We start from the raw sequence: 1,596 nt of genomic DNA, 5'->3' as shown, positions 1-1,596 counted from the left end.
CACACACCACATAGGCAACCAGCCGCGGCTCGCCGGCGCGATCCTCGCGCGCCACCACCACCGCATCGCGCACCCACTCATGCTCGCAAAGCCGCGCGGCGATCTCGCCGGGCTCGATCCGGAAGCCGCGGATCTTCACCTGGTCGTCGTTGCGACCCAAAAACGCCAGATTGCCGTCGGGCAGGTACCGCGCCAGGTCGCCGCTCCGGTACATCCGCGCCCCGACCTCGCCGCTGAACGGATCGGCCACAAACCGCTCCGCCGTCAGCTCGGGCCGGTTCAGATAGCCACGCGCGACCCCCGCCCCACCAATGTAGAGCTCGCCGACCGCCCCGAACGGAACCGGCGCGCCAAATCCATCCAGCAAGTACAACCGAAGATCGCCGATCCGCTTTCCGATCGGACTACCTGAGTTGGAAGTGTCAGACTGATCAAGAAGTCGATAGGTTACATGCACGGTCGTTTCCGTGATGCCGTACATGTTAATCAGTTGTGGGGCGCGATCTGAATGCTTTGCATACCACGGATTCAGAATCGATGGCTCCAGAGCCTCGCCACCAAAAATCACATATCGAAGGTGGTTTCGGCCCCGCCTCTGACACTCCACGTCAATAAGCGCTTTAAAAGCCGACGGGGTCTGGTTGAGAACCGTGACGCCAGACTTGCAGATGAGATCATGAAAGTCATAAGCGGACCGAGCAACACGGCTCGGCACGAGAAGCAAACGCCCGCCATAGCGTAGTGCGCCCCACAACTCCCAAACTGAGAAGTCGAACGAGATGGAATGGAACAGACACCATACGTCGTGTTCGGTGAAGCCATACCAGTTCTGAGTTGCCTCGAACAAACGAACAACTTGCGCATGCTCGACCATGACGCCCCTGGGGGTCCCGGTAGAGCCGGAGGTGTAGATCACATAGGCGAGATGGCGCGAGCTCAGGCCGAGCGCGCGCAGATCCAGATCCGACGCCGGCAGCTGCGCCCAAGCCGGTGTCGCCGCCTCGAGATCGACCACGCTCACATCGGCCAGCGCCTCCGCGCCCAGCGCGGCGCGGCCGGCCGCATCGGCCAGCAGCAGTCGTGGCGCCGCATCGTCGAGCACCTGGCGCAGCCGCGCGGACGGATAGGCCGGGTCCAGCGGCAGATACGCACCCCCTGCCTTGAGAATCGCAAGCAGCCCCACCACCATGGCCGGGCTGCGCTCCAGGCAGATCGCGACCGGCTGATCCGGCCTGACCCCGCGCCCGATCAGGTGATGCGCCAGGCGGTTGGCCCGCGCATTGAGCTCGCCATAGCTCAGGCGTTCGTCCGCATCGATCACCGCCACCGCGTCCGGGGCTTTGCGCACCTGCGCCTCGAACAGCTCGTGGATGCACTGCTGCTCAGCATAAGGCGCCGCCGTCCGGTTCAGCTCCTCCAACAGATAGGTGCGCTCAGCGGACGACAGCAGCTCAATGCGGCCGACCGGCTGCTGCGCATCGGCTACCATCGCCCGCAGCAGCGCCAGCAAATAGCCCCGCTGCCGCTCGATGGTCGCCTGATCGAACAGCGCCGTGGCATAGTCCAGCGTGCCGGCGATCATCTCGCTATGCTCGC

Annotated in this window: 1 protein-coding gene; it reads right to left on the bottom strand. The window is 64.3% G+C overall.

Going from position 1 to position 1,596, the window contains the following annotated elements; genetic code table 11:
* The coding region (locus J6497_RS40515; protein WP_283846111.1) for a non-ribosomal peptide synthetase at nt 1–1,582 on the bottom strand (1,582 nt) is incomplete at its 3' end.
* Between the last annotated feature and the right edge of the window lie 14 nt (nt 1,583–1,596).

Source organism: Bradyrhizobium cenepequi (assembly GCF_020329485.1).
Lineage (GTDB): Bacteria > Pseudomonadota > Alphaproteobacteria > Rhizobiales > Xanthobacteraceae > Bradyrhizobium > Bradyrhizobium cenepequi.
Note: the sequence above shows the minus strand (reverse complement) of the source record. Positions and strands in the feature narration are given on the sequence as shown.